General features: G+C 48.5%; 16 tRNA genes and 2 rRNA genes. All 18 read right to left on the bottom strand.

The window, feature by feature from the left end:
• Positions 1-47 precede the first annotated feature (47 nt).
• Positions 48-121: transfer RNA gene (locus AC1DOS_RS19480), tRNA-Gly, on the bottom strand.
• 4 nt (positions 122-125) lie between these two features.
• Positions 126-201: transfer RNA gene (locus AC1DOS_RS19475), tRNA-Phe, on the bottom strand.
• A gap of 147 nt (positions 202-348) precedes the next feature.
• A tRNA-Asp gene (locus AC1DOS_RS19470) sits at positions 349-424 on the bottom strand.
• A gap of 3 nt (positions 425-427) precedes the next feature.
• A tRNA-Met gene (locus AC1DOS_RS19465) sits at positions 428-504 on the bottom strand.
• Positions 505-741: 237 nt separating this feature from the next.
• Positions 742-834 (bottom strand) — tRNA-Ser (locus AC1DOS_RS19460).
• Between the two features lie 12 nt (positions 835-846).
• Positions 847-923 (bottom strand) — tRNA-Ile (locus AC1DOS_RS19455).
• 8 nt (positions 924-931) lie between these two features.
• A tRNA-Met gene (locus tag AC1DOS_RS19450) sits at positions 932-1,005 on the bottom strand.
• An 18-nt stretch (positions 1,006-1,023) separates the two neighbouring features.
• Positions 1,024-1,099: transfer RNA gene (locus AC1DOS_RS19445), tRNA-Ala, on the bottom strand.
• Positions 1,100-1,118: 19 nt separating this feature from the next.
• A tRNA-Pro gene (locus AC1DOS_RS19440) sits at positions 1,119-1,195 on the bottom strand.
• 13 nt (positions 1,196-1,208) lie between these two features.
• Positions 1,209-1,285, bottom strand: a tRNA-Arg gene (locus AC1DOS_RS19435).
• A gap of 21 nt (positions 1,286-1,306) precedes the next feature.
• Positions 1,307-1,395: transfer RNA gene (locus tag AC1DOS_RS19430), tRNA-Leu, on the bottom strand.
• 14 nt (positions 1,396-1,409) lie between these two features.
• Positions 1,410-1,484 (bottom strand) — tRNA-Gly (locus AC1DOS_RS19425).
• Between the two features lie 20 nt (positions 1,485-1,504).
• Positions 1,505-1,589: transfer RNA gene (locus tag AC1DOS_RS19420), tRNA-Leu, on the bottom strand.
• 18 nt (positions 1,590-1,607) lie between these two features.
• Positions 1,608-1,683: transfer RNA gene (locus tag AC1DOS_RS19415), tRNA-Lys, on the bottom strand.
• A 12-nt stretch (positions 1,684-1,695) separates the two neighbouring features.
• Positions 1,696-1,771 (bottom strand) — tRNA-Thr (locus AC1DOS_RS19410).
• A gap of 16 nt (positions 1,772-1,787) precedes the next feature.
• Positions 1,788-1,863, bottom strand: a tRNA-Val gene (locus AC1DOS_RS19405).
• A gap of 10 nt (positions 1,864-1,873) precedes the next feature.
• Positions 1,874-1,989: ribosomal RNA gene (rrf, locus tag AC1DOS_RS19400) — 5S ribosomal RNA — on the bottom strand.
• A gap of 136 nt (positions 1,990-2,125) precedes the next feature.
• A 23S ribosomal RNA gene (locus tag AC1DOS_RS19395) occupies positions 2,126-2,325 on the bottom strand; the annotation flags it as partial.

The following is a 2,325-nucleotide window of genomic DNA, read 5'->3' as shown; positions in this document are numbered from 1 at the left end:
TATCAGGCGTGCGCTCTAACCAGCTGAGCTATAGGCCCACAAAAAATTGGAGCGGGTGAAGAGAATCGAACTCTCATCATCAGCTTGGAAGGCTGAGGTTTTACCACTAAACTACACCCGCATTATGGTGGCTCAGGACGGAATCGAACCGCCGACACAAGGATTTTCAGTCCTTTGCTCTACCGACTGAGCTACTGAGCCACATTGAATTTGTGCTAAGCTTTGAATCTCTTTGTCAGCTTCTTTCGTTCAGTCAGTCACGTACTTTAGTACGCTCCTTCCTTTACTCAATTGCTTCCTCGACCTTCTTTGCTTATCTCAAATTCTTTAAAAATTACTTAATAAAAATGGCGGTCCCGACGGGAATCGAACCCGCGATCTCCTGCGTGACAGGCAGGCATGTTAACCGCTACACCACGGAACCATTTGGTTGCGGGGGCAGGATTTGAACCTGCGACCTTTGGGTTATGAGCCCAACGAGCTACCGTGCTGCTCCACCCCGCGATAATGTAATATGTACAAACACTATGATACAACGCTTATGTCGTAGTGGACATCTGCATCGGCTTCGCCTGCTTCGATGTTAATCGCCATCTTTGTTTGGCGATTTGCTCCACCCTCGCGATTTCTTTATAGAGAAAGTTAGATTGAAAATCAACCTTTCGATTTCTTTATAGAAAGCGAATTATAACTTGAGTGTCTTAATGTTTTATAAAGTTATTTACCACACACTTAGTAAAATGGAGGAGGTAGAGGGATTCGAACCCCCGCGGGATTTTACTCCCCTGTCGGTTTTCAAGACCGATCCCTTCAGCCAAACTTGGGTATACCTCCGAGATATATAAGTGGTGGACCTTGCAGGACTCGAACCTGCGACCGGACGGTTATGAGCCGTCTGCTCTAACCAACTGAGCTAAAGGTCCTTTAATAATGGCGGCCGAGGGGATCGAACCCCCGACCTCACGGGTATGAACCGTACGCTCTAGCCAGCTGAGCTAGGCCGCCAGGATCTTTATAAAATGTTGGTGGAGCCTAGCGGGATCGAACCGCTGACCTCCTGCGTGCAAGGCAGGCGCTCTCCCAGCTGAGCTAAGGCCCCTAAAAAGGGATAWAAATACTGGTCGGGAAGACAGGATTCGAACCTGCGACCCCTTGGTCCCAAACCAAGTGCTCTACCAAGCTGAGCTACTTCCCGAAGTTAAAAAATATGGCGCGCCCGAGAGGACTCGAACCTCTAACCGCTTGATTCGTAGTCAAGTACTCTATCCAATTGAGCTACGGGCGCTAAWTATRWTGTTTTAAAAGATGGTGCCGAGGACCGGAATCGAACCGGTACGGTAGTCACCTACCGCAGGATTTTAAGTCCTGTGCGTCTGCCAGTTCCGCCACCCCGGCACTTAAGAAATCTATGGAGCGGAAGACGAGGTTCGAACTCGCGACCCCCACCTTGGCAAGGTGATGTTCTACCACTGAACTACTTCCGCTCGTATGTTGTTATAAAAAATGGTGCGGGTGAAGGGAGTCGAACCCCCACGCCTTGCGGCGCTAGATCCTAAGTCTAGTGCGTCTGCCAGTTCCGCCACACCCGCAACTTAGTATTTWAAAAATGGTGAGCCATGTAGGATTCGAACCTACGACCCTCTGATTAAAAGTCAGATGCTCTACCAACTGAGCTAATGGCTCTAAAAGAATTAATGGTGCCGGCGAAAGGAGTCGAACCCTCGACCTACTGATTACAAGTCAGTTGCTCTACCAGCTGAGCTACACCGGCACACTKTAAAAATATWTGGTGGAGGATGACGGGCTCGAACCGCCGACCCTCTGCTTGTAAGGCAGATGCTCTCCCAGCTGAGCTAATCCTCCGAAATRAATCGCCCAGCGACGTCCTACTCTTGCAGGGGGAAACCCCCAACTACCATCGGCGCTAAAGAGCTTAACTTCCGTGTTCGGTATGGGAACGGGTGTGACCTCTTTGCCATTATCACTGGACTGGGTATTAATTTTTTAAGACAAGAYTTATTATATCAAGTCTSACGAGATTTACAAGTGTTTTTTATTWTWTTAAAAAACTATTTMTTGTTCACTCAAAACTGGATAAACGGGCCATTGAAAGCCATTCAAAATTGTGGTTAAGTCCTCGATCGATTAGTATTCGTCAGCTGCACACGTCGCCGCGCTTCCACCTCGAACCTATCTACCTCATCGTCTTTGAGGGATCTTACTTACTTGCGTAATGGGAAATCTCATCTTGAGGGGGGCTTCATGCTTAGATGCTTTCAGCACTTATCCCGGCCACACATAGCTACCCAGCGATGCTCTTGGCAG

The sequence above is a fragment of the Paenisporosarcina sp. P5_A11 genome (assembly GCF_056400705.1).
The sequence above is the reverse complement of the archived record's forward strand: the minus strand, read 5'-3'. Positions and strand labels throughout refer to the sequence as shown.